At 67.5% G+C, this 15,381-nt stretch carries 12 protein-coding genes; 5 read left to right on the top strand and 7 right to left on the bottom strand.

From position 1 onward, the window contains the following. Positions 1-659: 659 nt before the first annotated feature. Positions 660-2,087 (bottom strand): amino acid permease, encoded by a 1,428-nt coding sequence (locus G4G00_RS18040; protein WP_164275502.1) that lies wholly within the window; start codon positions 2,085-2,087, stop codon positions 660-662. An 82-nt stretch (positions 2,088-2,169) separates the two neighbouring features. Next, on the bottom strand, positions 2,170-3,645 hold the full coding sequence (locus tag G4G00_RS18035) for an amino acid permease (RefSeq protein ID WP_164275499.1): 1,476 nt from the start codon (positions 3,643-3,645) through the stop codon (positions 2,170-2,172). A 133-nt stretch (positions 3,646-3,778) separates the two neighbouring features. Here G4G00_RS18035 and G4G00_RS18030 point away from each other — a divergent pair, with 133 nt between their 5' ends. Further along, entirely contained in the window at positions 3,779-4,393 is a 615-nt protein-coding gene (locus G4G00_RS18030; protein WP_164275497.1) for an NUDIX hydrolase, read from the top strand. 70 nt (positions 4,394-4,463) lie between these two features. Here the strand turns inward: G4G00_RS18030 and serA are convergent, their stop codons facing one another. After that, a complete protein-coding gene (gene serA / locus G4G00_RS18025; protein ID WP_108752966.1) occupies positions 4,464-5,705 on the bottom strand; it encodes a phosphoglycerate dehydrogenase in 1,242 nt (413 codons plus the stop codon). Positions 5,706-5,876: 171 nt separating this feature from the next. Between serA and G4G00_RS18020 the strand changes: the two genes are divergently transcribed. The 4 genes from G4G00_RS18020 to G4G00_RS18005 all read left to right on the top strand — a co-directional run bounded on the left by G4G00_RS18020 (position 5,877) and on the right by G4G00_RS18005 (position 9,982). Further along, the gene (locus tag G4G00_RS18020; protein ID WP_164275494.1) at positions 5,877-7,265 is read left to right on the top strand and encodes an FAD-binding oxidoreductase; all 1,389 of its coding nucleotides are present in this window, start codon (positions 5,877-5,879) and stop codon (positions 7,263-7,265) included. A gap of 61 nt (positions 7,266-7,326) precedes the next feature. Beyond that, positions 7,327-7,626: a DUF2388 domain-containing protein gene (locus G4G00_RS18015; protein ID WP_108752968.1), complete on the top strand. Its 300-nt coding sequence runs from the start codon at positions 7,327-7,329 to the stop codon at positions 7,624-7,626. A gap of 10 nt (positions 7,627-7,636) precedes the next feature. Continuing rightward, on the top strand, positions 7,637-9,466 hold the full coding sequence (locus tag G4G00_RS18010; protein ID WP_164275491.1) for a DUF4105 domain-containing protein: 1,830 nt from the start codon (positions 7,637-7,639) through the stop codon (positions 9,464-9,466). Between the two features lie 93 nt (positions 9,467-9,559). Further along, entirely contained in the window at positions 9,560-9,982 is a 423-nt protein-coding gene (locus tag G4G00_RS18005; protein ID WP_164275489.1) for a hypothetical protein, read from the top strand. A gap of 227 nt (positions 9,983-10,209) precedes the next feature. On the opposite strand, the gene yeiP is transcribed toward G4G00_RS18005, so the two are convergent. From yeiP to G4G00_RS17985, 4 genes are all read right to left on the bottom strand, one after another. Continuing rightward, positions 10,210-10,776: an elongation factor P-like protein YeiP gene (yeiP, locus tag G4G00_RS18000; protein WP_108749488.1), complete on the bottom strand. Its 567-nt coding sequence runs from the start codon at positions 10,774-10,776 to the stop codon at positions 10,210-10,212. Between the two features lie 49 nt (positions 10,777-10,825). Continuing rightward, positions 10,826-11,596: an SDR family NAD(P)-dependent oxidoreductase gene (locus G4G00_RS17995; RefSeq protein ID WP_164275486.1), complete on the bottom strand. Its 771-nt coding sequence runs from the start codon at positions 11,594-11,596 to the stop codon at positions 10,826-10,828. A gap of 260 nt (positions 11,597-11,856) precedes the next feature. After that, on the bottom strand, positions 11,857-14,415 hold the full coding sequence (locus G4G00_RS17990) for an EAL domain-containing protein (RefSeq protein ID WP_164275483.1): 2,559 nt from the start codon (positions 14,413-14,415) through the stop codon (positions 11,857-11,859). Continuing rightward, positions 14,412-15,305, bottom strand: a complete 894-nt coding sequence (locus G4G00_RS17985; protein ID WP_108752973.1) for a hydroxymethylglutaryl-CoA lyase — start codon at positions 15,303-15,305, stop codon at positions 14,412-14,414. Before G4G00_RS17985 ends, G4G00_RS17990 begins: the two co-directional genes overlap by 4 nt. Positions 15,306-15,381: the final 76 nt, after the last annotated feature.

Below are 15,381 nucleotides of genomic sequence, written 5' to 3'. Positions count from 1 at the left end.
CCACGGAGTGAAGAAGGAAGAGCGGAAAGCGGGTCGCGGCGCTGCGCTTGCTCGCAGCCGAGCATGGCTCGGCTCTACAGGGGCGTCGTTTGCCGGACAGAGTTCATCCACGCATGGCGTGGATCTACCACCGACCGGCAGCGTAGAGTCGAGCTCGCTCGACTGCAGATATGCGAGGTCGGGCTGGCGGGACACGCCGTAAATCCATCCCTGGCGCCTGCGGTCCCGCCAGCCCACCCCACCCGGCCACGGACAGGTTCCGTGCGCGCCAGCCACGGAGTGAAGAAGGAAGAGCGGAAAGCGGGTCGCGGCGCTGCGCTTGCTCGCAGCCGAGCATGGCTCGGCTCTACAGGGGCATCGTTTGCCGGACAGAGTCCATCCACGCGTGGCGTGGATCGACCACCGAAGCATCTCCCAGACGGCGTTCATCCACGCATGCCGTGAATCATCCGGACGCACCGGGAGACTGTCAGGGGCGGGGCGGGTTGGGTTCGCGGGGGTATCCGCGCCATGGATGGCGCGGCTAAGCCTCTAGGGACGGATTCACGGCGTCCCCCGCGAACCCAACCCGCCCCGCCAAGCCATTACACCCGCTCTTGCCGTTGCTCTGGCTTCAAGCGCGGGTGCAGGGCCGCAGGCCCTGCAAGCAAAACAAAACCTCACTTACCCCGCAGGCGGCTGTGCTTGAAGCCGTAGCCGAAATAGATCACGAAGCCGACGACGGTCCACACGCCCATCAGCATCCAGTTGTGCAGCGTCATCGCCGACAGCAGTGCCAGGCAGCTGATCACGCCCAGGCTGCAGACCAGCCAGGCCGCCGGAATGCGGAACGGGCGCGGCAGGTCCGGCTGGGTGCGGCGCAGGATCAGCACGCCGGCACACACCGCGGCGAAGGCGATCAGCGTACCCATCGAGGTCAGCTCGCCCAGGATATCCAGCGGGAACAGCGCCGCCAGCAGGGCGATGCCGATGCCGGTGATGACCGTATTGATGTGCGGGGTGCGGTACTTCGGGTGGATCTTGGTGAACACCGGCGGCAGCAGGCCGTCGCGGCCCATGATCATGAAGATGCGCGGCTGGCCGATCACCATCACCAGCACCACCGAGGCCAGGCCGATCAGGGCGCCCACTTCCACCACCCAGCGCAGCCAGCCCAGCTGCGGATGCGCAGCCACGGCGGTCACCACCGGTTCGTCGGTGCCCAGCAGCTGGAACGGCACCAAGCCGGTCATGACCGCGGCCATGGTGATGTACAGCACGGTGCAGATCACCAGCGACAGCATCATGCCGATCGGCATGTCGCGCTGCGGGCGGTGCGATTCCTGCGCGGCCACCGACACGGCCTCGAAGCCGATGTAGGCGAAGAACACCATGGCCGCGCCGCGCAGCACGCCTTCCATGCCGTACTTGCCCGGGCCTTCGTTGGCCGGAATGAACGGGGTCCAGTTGCTGGTGTCCACGTACTTCCAGCCGACCACGATCACCAGCACGATCAGGCCGGTCTTGAGGATGACCATGGCCATGTTCATCGCCGAGGACTTGCTGATGCCCACGTAGCACAGCCAGGTGAGCAGCAGCACCAGGATGGCGGCGGGAATGTTGGCGATCGCACCGGTCGGGCGCAGCTGCGCATCCAGTGGGGCGCTGACCAGCGCGGCCGGTAGATGGATGTCGAACTGGCTGAGGAAGCTGAGGAAGTAGCCGGTCCAGCTGACCGCCACCGCCGAGGCCGACACGCCGTATTCCAGCACCAGCATCCAGCCGATGAACCAGGCCGACAGTTCGCCGAAGGTGGCGTAGGTGTAGGTGTAGGCGCTGCCGGACACCGGCACCATCGCGGCAAACTCGGCATAGGCCAGGGCGCAGAACGCGCAGCAGATCGCGGCCAGCACGAACGACAGCATGATGGCCGGGCCGGCGTGGTTGGCCGCGGCCTGACCGGTGATGACGAAGATGCCGCCGCCGATCACCGCGCCGATGCCCAGCGCGGTCAGGCCCCAGGGACCCAGGTGGCGGCGCAGGCTCAGCCCGTTGGCGTCTTCATGGGCGGCATGCGGATGCTTGGTGGCCCACAGTTGCTTGAACATGTGTGTCGGTCTTGTCGAAGCGCCGTTCGAGGCGGCGCGGGGGAAAACGGACGGGCCGGCGCAGGGCCGGCCCGTAGGGGGATCAGGGCGACTTGGCCAGCTTGCTGTTGCGCATGCCGTAACCCAGGTAGATCAGCATGCCCAGCACGGTCCAACCCACGAACAGGTGCCAATGCACCACGAACGCCTGCCAGAACAGGAACAGGCAGGTGGCCGCACCCAGCGGGCAGATGATCCACACCGCCGGCACGCGGAACGGGCGATGCAGTTCCGGGCGGCTGTAGCGCAGCACCAGCACGCCGATGCAGACGGTGGCGAAGGCCAGCAGGGTGCCCATCGACACCAGTTCGCCCAGCACGTTCAGCGGCACCAGGCCGGCCAGCGCGGCGGCGATGACGCCGACCACGATCGTGGCCCAGTAGGGCGTGCGGAAGCGGGCATGCACCTTGCCGAAGAACTTCGGCAGCAGGCCGTCGCGCGAGATCGTGTAGGCGATGCGGGTCTGGCCCATCATCATCACCAGCACCACCGAGGACAGGCCGGCGATGGCGCCGATCTCGACGAAGGTCTTCAGCCAGGCCAGGGTCGGGTAGGGCTCCAGCGCGGTAGCCACCGGCTTGTCGGTGCCCAGCAGGTGGTAGGGCATCATGCCGGTCAGCACCGCACAGACGATGATGTAGACCACGGTGCACACGGCCAGCGAACCGAGCAGGCCGATCGGCATGTTGCGCTGCGGGTCCTTGGTTTCGCCGGCGGCGGTGGAGACCGCATCGAAGCCGATGTAGGCGAAGAACACGATGGTGGCCGCGCGGAAGATGCCACTCCAGCCGAACTCACCCGGCACGCCGGTGTTTTCCGGAATGAACGGCTGCCAGTTGGCCGGGTCGACATGGGCCGCGCCGATGCCGATGAACAGGCAGATGACAGTGACCTTGATCGCCACGATGATCGCGTTGACGAACGCGGACTGGGTCACGCCCACGTACAGCAGGCCCGACACGGCCGCCACGATCAGCACCGCCGGCAGGTTGAACAGCTTGCCCGACGATACGAATTCGCTGCCGGTCCAGGCGATGGGCGCGGCGCTGAGCAGGTCCGGGAACGGCATGTGCAGGGTGGTGGTGATGAAGCTGATCAGGTAGGCCGACCAGCCCACCGCCACCGACGCCGAGGCGAACAGGTATTCCAGCACCAGGCACCAGCCGATGAACCAGGCCATGCCTTCGCCCAGGGTGGCGTAGGAGTAGGAATAGGCGCTGCCGGACACCGGCATCATCGCGGCGAATTCGGCGTAGCACAGGCCCGCCAGGGCACAGGCGAAGCCGGCCAGCACGAACGACAGCATCACCGCCGGGCCGGTGTGGTTGGCCGCGGCCTGGCCGGTGAGCACGAAGATACCTGCGCCGATCACCGCACCTACGCCCAGCAGGATGAGGTGTTTAGCCGTGAGGGTCCGTTTCAACGTGGCTTCGCCGTCCAGGCTGCCTTCGATGGGTTCGCCAGCATCGACGTGCCCGGCCGGTTGTACCGGCTTGACCCTCAACAGAGCTTTCAGCATGCAGAACTTTCCTGATGATCGGATTGGGAGGGCTGCCGATACGTTGCCGGCGGCCTGGAATGGTGAAGGCCGTGCGAACGGCCCGCTGTACCTTAGCCAAAGCTGAAGCCACCGCACAAGCGCAATCGCAACAATGAACGGCGATAATGGCCGATGTTTTCCAGATCGCCCCGCATTCATGAACGAATCCGTCGAATCCCTTGCCGTGCTTGATGATCGGCTGCGCAGCCTGCTGCAGGACTATGCCGGCCGGGAGCCGTCCCACGGCGAGCTGGCTGCCGAATTCGGCACATTGCTGGACGATCCGGAAGATCCGTTCCGTCGCGAGCGCCTGGCTGGGCATTTCACCGCCAGCTGCTGGCTGGTCAGCGCCGATGGCCAGCGCGTGCTGCTGACCCACCACCGCAAGCTGCAGCGCTGGCTGCAGCTGGGCGGGCATGCCGATGGCGACCGCGACCTCGCCCACGTGGCGCTGAAGGAAGGTGAGGAGGAGTCGGGCCTGACCGGCCTGGTGCTGGAAGACCCGGCCATCTTCGACCTGGACAAGCACTGGATTCCCGAACGCAAGGACGTGCCGGGGCATTGGCATTACGACGTGCGTTTCGTGATCCGCGCGCTCGGTGGTGAAGCGTTCGTGCTGAGCGAGGAATCCCTGGCGCTGGCGTGGCGGCCGGTTGCCGAGGTCGCGGCAGATCCGCAGTCGGACGATTCAATGCAGCGCATGGCGCGCCGGTGGTTGGCGCGTTGATGCATTCCGCCGGGCATGGCCCGGCGCTACCGGTATATCCACGCCACGCGTGGATGGCGCGGTGCCAGGGTCAATACAAAATGCGCGTCCGCAACGTGCCCGCAATCGCGGCCAGCTCGTCGCGCACGGCGCTGGCCTGCTCTTCGCTGGCGGTGATGTCGATCACCACGTAACCCACCTTCGGGTCGGTACGCAGGAACTGGCCGTCGATGTTCACGTTGTGGCGCGAGAAGATCTCGTTCACCTTGGACAGCACGCCGGGCACGTTCTGGTGGATGTGCAGCAGGCGCAGGCTGTCGGCATGCTCGGGCAGGGTCACTTCCGGGAAGTTGACCGCCGACAGGGTGCTGCCGTTGTCGCTGTAGCGCACCAGCTTGGCCGCCACTTCCACGCCGATGTTGTCCTGCGCTTCCAGCGTGCTGCCGCCCACGTGCGGGGTCAGGATCACGTTGTCGTGGCGGGTGAGCGGCGATTCGAAGATATCGCCGTTGCCCTTTGGCTCGACCGGGAACACGTCCAGCGCTGCGCCACCAATGTGGCCGCTGGCCAGGGCGGCATCCAGCGCATCGATATCGACCACGGTGCCGCGTGCGGCGTTGATCACGTGTGCGCCCTTGCGCATCTTGGCCAGCTCGGTGCTGCCGATCATCCACTGCGTGGACGCGGTTTCCGGCACGTGCAGGGTGATGATGTCGGCGCGCGCCAGCAGGTCGTCCAGGCTGGCTGCGGCGCGGGCATTGCCCAGCGCCAGCTTGGTTTCCACGTCGTGGAAGATCACCTGCATGCCCAGCGATTCGGCCAGCACGCCCACCTGGGTGCCGATATGGCCGTAGCCGATGATGCCCAGGGTCTTGCCGCGCACCTCGTGGCTGCCGCTGGCCGACTTCGACCAGCCGCCGCGATGGCATTCGGCGTTCTTCTGCGGAATACCACGGGTCAGCATGATCGCCTCGGCAATCACCAGTTCGGCCACGCTGCGGGTATTGGAATAGGGGGCGTTGAACACCGGAATGCCGGCCAGCTCGGCCGCATCCAGGTCAACCTGGTTGGTGCCGATGCAGAAGCAGCCCACCGCGATCAGGCGCTTGGCCTCGGCCAGCACCTCGGCACTGAGCTGGCTGCGCGAACGGATGCCGACGATGTGCGCCTCGGCGATGCGCGCCTTCAGTTCGTCTTCGGGCAGGGCCTTGCTGTGGGCCTCGATCTGGCTGTAGCCGGCGGCGGTGAACACCTCCACGGCGGTCTGGCTGACCCCCTCCAGCAACAGCACGCGGATATCCTGCTTGGGGAACGAGGTCTTCTTCGGCGACATGGGACGGCACGGCCAGTGGGACAGGGGCCGCTCACTATGCCAGATCACCGCCGCCATGGTGCAGTGCGGAATTGGTTGCATTCGAACCTATTGCCGCGTGCCGACGGGACTGGACGCCCGCCCGCGCCGCTGGCACGCTTGCCCGTTCTTCACGCACCGCGCTGGACCGTCATGACCGATTCCCGCATCGCCTCGCTGCAGCAGGCCTGTCCCGGCCTGAAGCTGAAGACCGAGCCCGCCGACCTGGAACACTACGGCCGCGACTGGACCCGGCGCTGGACCCCGGCACCGCTGGTCATCGCGCTGCCGGCCACGGTGGAAGAGGTGCAGGCGGTGATGCGCTGGTGCGCGGCCGAAGGCGTGGCCGTGGTGCCCTCCGGTGGCCGCACGGGGCTGTCTGGCGGCGCGGTGGCGGCCAACGGCGAGCTGGTGCTCAGCCTGGAGCGCATGAACAAGGCGCTGGCCTACGATGCCGTGGACCGTACCCTGGTGGTGCAGGCCGGCATGCCGCTGGAAGCGCTGCACAACGCCGCGCTGGAACACGGCCTGATCTACCCGGTGGATTTTGCCGCGCGCGGTTCCTGCTCGATCGGCGGCAACATCGCCACCAATGCCGGTGGCATCCGCGTGATCCGTTATGGCAACACCCGCGAGTGGATCGCTGGCCTGAAGGTGGTGACCGCCAGCGGCGAGCTGCTGGAGCTCAACAAGGGGCTTATCAAGAACTCCAGCGGTTACGACTTCCGCCAGCTGCTGATCGGTTCGGAAGGCACGCTGGGCGTGATCGTGGAGGCCACCGTGAAGCTGACCGACCCGCCGCCGGCCAGCAACGTGATGCTGCTGGCGGTGCCCAGCTTCGACGTGTTGATGCAGGTGTTCGCCGCGTTCCGCGCGCGCCTGCAGCTGCAGGCCTTCGAATTCTTCACCGACCGGGCGTTGGAACACGTGCTGGCGCATGGGGCGCAGGCACCGTTCGACGAAGTACACCCGTACTACGTGGTGACCGAGTTCGCGGCCAACGACGAGGCGCAGGAAGCCGCGGCGATGGCGGCCTTCGAAGACTGCATGGGCAATGGCTGGGTCAGCGACGGCGTGATCAGTGCCAGCGATGCCCAGGCGGCCCAGCTGTGGCGCCTGCGCGAGGGCATCACCGAAGCGCTGGCCCGCTACAAGCCGTACAAGAACGATGTGTCGGTGCGCATTTCGGCCATGCCGGCGTTCCTGGCCGAAACCCAGGGGCTGATCGGCCAGGCCTACCCGCATTTTGACGTGGTCTGGTTCGGCCATATCGGCGATGGCAACCTGCATATCAACGTGCTCAAGCCCGATGACACCAGCGATGCCGATTTCGTAACGCAGTGCGAGCACGTGACCAAGCTGCTGGCGCAGGTGCTGGCGCGCTTCGATGGCAGCATTTCCGCCGAGCACGGCATTGGCCTGGTCAAGAAGGGTTACCTGGACAGCACCCGTGGCCCGGCCGAGATCGCGTTGATGAAGGCGGTCAAGCGCGCCTTCGATCCGGAAGCACGGCTGAATCCCGGCAAGCTGTTCGACGTCTGAGTCGCACATCTTCTTCACGATGCCGTTACGCTTCACCCATTCCCACTGCGAACCGCACACCATGATCCGATCCGCGCTGATGCTTGCCCTGCTGTCCCTGCCGCTGGTCGGCTTCGCTTCCAGCTTCGCCGGCACCTCGGCCGGTTCGGCCACCGGCGCCTCGTCCGGTTCGTCCGGCAGCAGCTCCGGTGATGACAAGGTGGTGCTGGCCGCGCGCGATGATGCGGCGGCCTTCGTGGCCACCGATGGTCAGATCCGTGGTGCGCGCCTGCAGGCGGCGCTGGCGCACCTGCGCGAACAGGATGCCGGCGCGCAGCAGCAGAGCGATCTGGAACTGGCGCGGGCACTGCTGGCCCGTTGATGCGGGCGCAATGAGCTCGGCCAGCAGCGTCGCCGGGCATGGCCCGGCGCTACCGTGGCGCGCTGCGGTGGCGGTCGGGATTGCCATGATGGCGTGGTTGGTGGCGCCGGCCGCACATGCCGCCGACCGCCTGCAACTTGACCCGGCCGGACTGACCGCCGCGCAACAGCACACCGCGCAGCAGACCCTGGACGATGTGCAGGCCTTGCTGCCTGCCGGCCTGCTGCAGGCACTGCCAGAGCAGGTGCGGGTGGGCTGGCGTACCGATCTGCCGTCGAACGTGCATGGCCGTGCATTTGCCGGCGGCATCGCGCTGCGTCGCGCGCTGCTGGATGACGGTGCGCCGGGCGCACGCCGTGCGCGGCGCAGCGCGCTGGTGCACGAATTGGTGCACGTGGCCGATCGCGCAGACGGGCAATGGTCACGCAGCGCACGTTGGCGTGACCTGGCCGGCTGGCAGCGGCGGCCCTGGCACCTGGGGCGGGGTGACAACGCGTTCACTGATCGCAGCCCGGATGCCTACGAGCGCCGCAGCGCGGCCGAGTACCTGGCGGTGAACGCCGAATACTTCGTGCTGGATGCAGATTTCGGCTGCCGCCGCCCGGCGCTGGCGCAGTGGTATCGCGCCCACTTTGGTGCGCCGCCGTCGCTGCCCGAGCCGCAGTGCCCGGTGCAGCTGCCACTGCTGCAGGCCGACGATGAAGAGGGTGCAGCCTCGCTGCTGCGCCTGGACCCGGCGCGGGTGTACGCGGTGGACTATCTGTTTGCCGAGGGCAGTGCGCAGCCGATGAGCCGCTGGGGCCACAGCATGCTGCGCCTGGTGATCTGTCGCCCGGGCCGCGCGCCTGGCCCCGATTGCCGTCTGGATCTGGCCTACCACCGCGTGCTGTCGTTCCGCGCGTTCGTGGGGGATGTGCAGATTTCCAACTGGCGCGGCCTGACCGGCGGCTACCCCTCGCGCCTGTTCGTGCTGCCGCTGCAGCAGGTGGTGGACGAGTACACCAAGGTGGAGCTGCGCGGCCTGCAGTCACTGCCGCTGCAGCTGGACCGCGGCGAGATCGCCAGTCTGCTGGAACGGACCGCGCAGGTGCACTGGAGCTACGACGGCCGCTATTTCTTCGTCAGCAACAACTGCGCGGTGGAAACGGCCAAGCTGCTGCAGGCCGGCGTGCCACGCCTGGGCCAGGCGGGCCTGGCACAGCTGACGCCGCGCGGCCTGCGCAAGCGCCTGGTGCGCTTGCAGGCGCTGGATGAAGCGGTACTGGCCGACCGCGCATCGGCACAGGCGCAGGGCTACTACTTCGCATCGGCGCGCGACCATTACCAGCAGCTGTTCGCCGTGGCGGCCACGCAGCTCGATCTGCCGGCGGACACGGTGTCGGGCTGGTTGAAGCTTGCACCGGAACAGCGTGGGCCCTGGCTGCAGCGTGGCGATATGCGCGCCACCGCCGCCCTGCTGTTGCTGGAACAGGCGGCGCAGCGCCGGGCCGAGCTGCGCGCGCGCGACGTGCTGAAGCGGCGGTTGCTGGCGGAACCTGACAGCGCGGCCACTGCGGATCTGCGCAGCCTGCTGCAGCAGAGCGGGCAGTGGCTGCGTCCAGGTGCGCTGCTACCGGGGCAGGGCTACGGGCTGCCGCTGGACGACGAACAGGCCGCACTGGCCAGCGAGGTCGCGCAGGCCAGTGCGCAGTCGGTGCCGGCCTGGCAGGCGCTGCGCCTGCAGTTGCGCGCGCAGCTGCCGCCGAAGCAACGCCAGCAGATGGATGCGATCGATGCCAACCTGGCCGTGTTGTCTACCCGCCTGCGCGAGCAGGCCGCAGCGGCGGGTGACCCTGCCTGAACCGTGTGTCAGTGCATGGGGGCGGGTTTCAGTGCCCGTTTACCGCGCGATGGTAGGGTCAGTGCTCCTGTAGTTGCGACAAGGAGCCACGCCATGCGTGCAGTTTCCGCCTTGATGGCCGTCTCCCTCTCCGCCGTGCTGGCCGCCTGCCAGCCGGCGCGGCCCACCTCCAGTGCATCCCCGGAAGCGCCCGCATCGGGCACGACGGCAGGCAGCGAGCCTGTTTTCCGCGCGACCGGCAATGAGCCGGGCTGGCTGGCCGTTGTCGGCGGACCGGCGCCGGGTCTGCAGGTTGAAGTGGATTACGGCCAGCGCCGTTTCCACGTGCCGGCGCCTACCGAAGGTGCCGATGGCTGGGTGGGCAAGGCTGCCGATGGCACCGATATCAAGCTCAGTTTCCAGCGCACACCCTGCCAGGACGACATGAGTGGGCAGGATTTCGACGCCACCGCCATGCTGACCGTGGGCACCCGCCAGTATCACGGCTGCGGCCGCTTCGCCGCGCCCGCCCCGTAGCGTCGAGCTTGCTCGACGGCTTTCTCCGCTTCGTAGAGTCGAGCTTGCTCGACTGCTTCTGCCGCAAGAGCAGTCGAGCAAGCTCGACTCTACAAAAAGCTGTCCCGCACGGGCATGCCCGCGCCCATTCCTGGTAGGTGCCAACCTTGGTTGGCACGCTTGGAGCAGTCGAGCAAGCTCGACTCTACGAACAGCGGTAGCGCCGGGCCATGCCCGGCGCAGGGCGCTCAGTCGGCGCGGCCGGCGAATTCGCCGGTGGTGGTGTTCACCAGCACGCGCTCGCCGTTGCTGATGTATTCCGGCACCATGATTTCCAGGCCGGTATTCAACTTGGCCGGCTTCGGGCGCTTGGTGGCGGTGCCGCCCTTCAGTTCCGGCGGGGTTTCCACCACTTCCAGGGTCACGTTCTGCGGCAGCTGGATCGCCACCGGCAGTTCGTCGATCACCTGCACGTAGATGCCGTTCAGGCCGTCGGTGATGTAGCCGGCGTCGTCGCCGATCACATCGGCGTCCAGGGTGTACGGGGTGTAATCCTCGTCATCCAGGAACACGAAGGCATCGCCATCCTTGTACGAATAGGTGGACTGGCGACGCAGCAGTTCCACTTCGACCAGGTTGTCATCGGCATCGAAGCTGGCATCGAGCTTGTTGCCGCCCGGCACGCTGTACATGATGAAACGGAAGCGCACGTTGCCGCCGCGGCCCTGCGGCGAGCTGCGTTCGATGTCGCGGATCTGGTACACGCCGTTGTTGTACTCGACGACGTTGCCCTTCTTGATGTCGTTGGCTTTCATGGTGTTCTAGGTCGGTTGGGGGAGGGCGCCATCCCGGCGCCCGGGGGAATCACTTCGGAGCGAGGCGGGTAGCGCCGTCCAGGCGGATGGTCTCGCCATTGAGGTAGGTGTTGCCGATGATGTGGCCGACCAGACTGGCGAAGTCTTCCGGCTTGCCCAGGCGCGAGGGGAACGGGATCGAGGCGGCCAGCGACTGCTGCACGGCCTCGGGCATGCCGTCCACCATGGGCGTCCAGAACACGCCGGGGGCGATGGTGTTCACCCGGATACCGAAGCGCGACAGTTCGCGGGCCATCGGCAGGGTCATGGCGACCACGCCGCCCTTGCTGGCCGAGTAGGCGGCCTGGCCGATCTGGCCTTCGTAGGCGGCCACGCTGGCAGTGTTGATGATCAGGCCGCGTTCGCCGTCATCGCCGGCCGGGTTGTGCTGCATGCGGTTGGCGGCGGCCTTGGCCACGTTGAAGCTGCCCACCAGGTTGACCATGACCGTGCCTTGGAAGTTGGCCAGCGGCATCGGTGCCTCCTTGCCCAGCACGCGGCCGGCACCGAGGATGCCGGCGCAGTTCATGGCCAGGTTCAGCCCGCCCAGGAAGTCGTGTGCCTGGTCGATGGCGGTGGCCACGGCCGCTTCATCGCTGACATTGACGTTGAAGTAGCGGGCCTTGTCGGCGCCCAGCGCGGCGACCGCGGTGGCACCCTTGTCGTCGTTCAGATCGAACAGGGCGACCTTGCCACCGTGGGCGACCAGGTGTTCGGCCACGGCCAAGCCCAAGCCGGAAACGCCGCCAGTGATCACGGCACGTACGGAAGACAGCTGCATTGCACGGTCCTGCAGGTTCAAGAACCGCCGATTCTAACGGAAGGTGCGGCGCACGCTGTTGTGCGGTGCTGCAAAGGCGGGTGGGATAGGTGGTTTACGTAGAGTCGAGCTTGCTCGACTGTTCCAGTAGTGCCAACCAAGGTTGGCACCTACCAGGCGGGAAATCGTGCCAACCAAGGTTGGCACCTACCAGGCGGGGAATCGTGCCAACCAAGGTTGGCACCTACCGGGCGGGGAATCGTGCCAACCAAAGTTGGCACCTACCGGGCCAGGTGGCGCTCGAACTCGCCTGGCTCCAGGCCGTGGGCGAACAGGAAGCCCTGGCCCACGGTCACGCCCAGGTCGAGCAGGCACTGCCGCTGGGCCTCGTTTTCCACGCCTTCGGCCACCACGCCCAGGCCCAGGCTGCGGGCGATCGCGCAGACCGCCTCGCACACCGCCACGTCCGAGCGGTTGCGTGGAATGCCTTCCACGAACAGCTGGCTGAGCTTGAGACCATGGATCGGCAGCCGGCGCAGGTAGTTCAGTGCGCTGTAGCCTTCGCCGAAATCGTCGATGGTCAGCATCACCCCCATCTCGCGCAGGCGGGCGAAGGTGCGCAGGGTATCGGGCGCGTCCTCGATCAGCACCCGCTCGGTGAACTCCAGCTCCAGCGCGGTACCGGGCAGTTCGTATTCGTCCAGCAGGCTGCGCACGTTGCGCGCCAGGTCGTCACCGGTGAACTGGCGGTAGGACACGTTCACCGCCACCCGCAACACGCCCAGACCGTCGTCGCGCCACTGCCGCACCTGGCGGCAGGCCTCGCGCAGGGCCCAGTGGCCGATGCGCACGATGTCGCCGGTGTGTTCGGCATGGCGGATGAACAGGTCCGGGCGCATTTCCCCCAGCTGGCTGTTCTGCCAGCGCATCAGCGCCTCGCAGCCGATGGTGGCGCCGGTGCGCAGGTTCACCTGGGGCTGGTAGACCAGGCGGAACTCATCGCCGTCCAGCGCCTTGTGCAGGCGGCTTTCGATCTGCAGACGGTCGTTCTGGCGCTCGGCCAGTTCCTGCGAAAACACCTGCCAGCCGTTGCGGGTGCGGCGCTTGCACTCGTACATGGCGGTGTCGGCATTCTGGATGAGCTGCTGCGGCCGGTCGCCATCCTGCGGGGCGCAGGCAATGCCGATGCTGGCCGTCACCGGGAACTCGTCGCTGCCCAGCTGGAAGGGCGGCACGAAGGCGGTGATGATGCGCTCGGCCAGCTGTTCGGCCTGGTCGGGCTGGTCGCGCAGATCGCAGATGACCAGGAATTCGTCGCCACCAAACCGGGCCAGCAGTCCCTCGGTGCCGATCGCACGGGCGATGCGCTGGGTGGCTTCGATCAGCAGCTCGTCGCCGGCGTTGTGGCCCAGCAGGTCGTTGACCACCTTGAAGCGGTCCAGGTCGATGTACAGCACCGCCACCCGGTCGTGGCCGGGGCTGGCCATGCGCACCTCCAGGTCGCTCAGCACCGCATCGCGGTTCATGATGCCGGTCAGCGGATCGGTGCGTGCCTGCACGCGCAGGGTTTCCTCGGCCTGCTTGCGCTCGGTGATGTCCTGCAGGGTGCCGGCGATGCGCGCGGCATCGACATCGCCGGTAGAGACTTCGCCGATCATGCGGATCCAGAACGAATGGCCATCGCGGCGCTGCCCCTGCAGCTCCAGGCCGAAGCTGCTGCGGTGCTCGATGGTGTCGGCCAGCGCCTGCTGCAGGGCCGCACGGTCATCGCTGCGCAGGCAGTCCAGCAGGTCGGGCATGTCCTGCACGTCGTTGGGCTGGCCGACGATGTGGCGGGCCTCGTCGGTCAGGTACAGGCGCTGCAGGCCGCGGTCCCATTCCCAGCCGCCGATATGGGCCAGCGACTGCGCGCGCGAGAACAGCAGGCTGTTGCGCTTCAGTTCGGTAATGTCGCTGAACATCGCATACACATGCCCGGCCTCGTCGCAGCCACTGCTGAACACCGGCACGTTGGTACACGACAGCCACAGCATGCGCCCGCGCGGGCGGTGGTACAGGCCGATCACGGTGCTGCGGATCACCCGCCCGGCCTGGAAGCAGCGGTTGGTCGGCCACATGGCGGTCGGCAGCGGCTGGCCGTGTTCGTCAACCACGATCCACGCTTCGGGGTCCAGCAGCGAATGCAGGCCGGTGCCGTCGCCGGCCAGGCCCAGGATGCGGTGCGCGGCCGGGTTGGCCGACAGGGCGTTGAGGTTGCGATCAAACAGGATCACGCCCTTGTCGATCGATTCCATCAGCAGCCGGTAGCGCGATTCGGCGCGCCAGCGGCCACTGAGGTCGCGCGCCACCGCCACGATGCAGCGCTCGCCGCGGTCGCTGAAGCCGGCCGAGTGCACTTCCACCGGGAAGCGGCTGCCGTCGCCGCGCATGTTGGTCACTTCGATGACGTAGGTGTCGCCGCGGTTCAATGCTTCCCAGACCGGCTCCAGGTGGTCGCTGGGCAGGTCCGGGTTCAGCAGTTCGATGGGCTGGCCGACGATGGCGTCGCGCGGGCGGTCATAGGCCTGGATGCCGGCCCGGTTCACATCCAGCACCACGCCCTCGGCACTGAGGATGCTGACCGGGTCGGGCACCGCGTCGAACAGGGCGGTATAGCGCGATTGATGGTCCTGGGCGCGCTGGCGCTCGTCCAGCAGGGCCTGGCGGGCCTGTTTCAGCAGTGCGGCCTGCGCGGGCGGCGGGGTGGCGGCCAGCGCGCTGTCCAGTGCGGCCAGGGCGACGTCGGTTGCGGCGGAAGGTTCGCCGAGGGCCGGACGGTCGCGCGGGCCGCGGGCGGTCATGTGGCCGCCAATGCCTGGCCGGTGCGGCTGGCGGTGGTGCGGCCCAACAGCCCGGCCAGCCAGCGGCCGGTGGCGGCCAGGGCATCCAGATCCACCCCGCTTTCCAGGCCCAGGCCGCGCAGCAGGTAGACCACGTCTTCGCTGGCCACGTTGCCGCTGGCACCCTTGGCATAGGGGCAGCCGCCGGCGCCGGACACCGCGCTGTCGACCACGCGCACGCCTTCTTCCAGGCAGGTGGCGATGTTGGCGATGGCCTGGCCATAGGTGTCGTGGAAGTGCACGGCCAGCGCGGACATGGGAATTTCGGCGGCTACCGCCTGCAGCATGGCGCGGGCCTTGTGCGGGGTGCCGACGCCGATGGTGTCGCCCAGCGAGATTTCGTAACAGCCCATGCGATGCAGTGCGCGGGCCACCCACACCACGTCGGCCAGCGGCACTTCGCCCTGGTAGGGGCAGCCGAGCACGGTGGACACGTAGCCGCGCACGCGCACGCCGTCGACCAGGGCGCGGCGCAGGATCGGCTGGAAGCGGGCCAGCGATTCGTCGATGCCGGCATTGGTGTTCTTGCGGTTGAAGGTTTCCGATGCGGCGGTGAACACCGCCACTTCCTGTGCGCCCGCCGCCACGGCGCGGTCATAGCCCTGCTCGTTGGGCACCAGTACCGGATAGGCCACGCCGGGGCGGCGGCTGATGCCGGTGAAGACCTCGGTCGCATCGGCCAGCTGTGGTACCCAGCGAGGGCTGACGAAGCTGGTGGCCTCGATGCTGCGCAGGCCGGTGGCCGACAGGCGATCGATCAGGGCGATCTTGTCGGCGGTGGACACGGTCTGCTGTTCGTTCTGCAGCCCGTCGCGCGGGCCGACTTCGACGATGCGTACGAAATCGTTCATGCGCGTGCCCCGGCAGCGCCCAGCGCAGGGCAGGTGTCATCGGCAGCAGCGGGGCAGGGCAGCGGGAATCGGATCA

The sequence above is a fragment of the Stenotrophomonas sp. B1-1 genome (assembly GCF_010894375.1).
Classification (GTDB): Bacteria; Pseudomonadota; Gammaproteobacteria; order Xanthomonadales; family Xanthomonadaceae; genus Stenotrophomonas.
Note: the sequence above shows the minus strand (reverse complement) of the source record. Positions and strands in the feature narration are given on the sequence as shown.